General features: G+C 72.1%; 1 protein-coding gene. It reads right to left on the reverse strand.

Annotated elements, in window-relative coordinates; genetic code table 11:
• Positions 1–376: alpha/beta hydrolase (locus D180_RS21250; RefSeq protein ID WP_017914356.1), on the reverse strand; the 376-nt coding region annotated here is incomplete at both ends.

Raw genomic sequence — 376 nt, forward strand, 5'->3', positions numbered from 1 at the left:
GGCCGCCGTGCGCGAACAGGTGCAGCTCGGCCGGCACCCCGGCCTGGCGCAGCGCCTGGTAGAACAGCAGGCTGTTCTCTTCCGGCACTACCGGATCGTCCTGCGCGTGCACCAGGAAGGTCGGCGGCATGCCGGCATGCACCCGGTTCTGCAGCGAGTAGGCGGCCATGGTCGCCGCGTCCGGATGGCGTCCGAGCAGCCGCAGCCGTGAGCCGGTGTGCGCCGCGGTGCCGCTGCCCATGTCGATGACCGGGTACAGCAGCAACAGGAAATCCGGCCGCGCGCTGACCCGGTCGATCGCATCGCGCGCCGGATACACCACGTCGTCGTAGCGGGTGCCGAGGCTGGCGGCGACGTGCCCGCCGGCGGAGAAGCC

This window comes from Xanthomonas sp. SHU 166 (assembly GCF_000364685.1).
In the GTDB taxonomy this organism is placed as follows: domain Bacteria; phylum Pseudomonadota; class Gammaproteobacteria; order Xanthomonadales; family Xanthomonadaceae; genus Xanthomonas_A; species Xanthomonas_A sontii.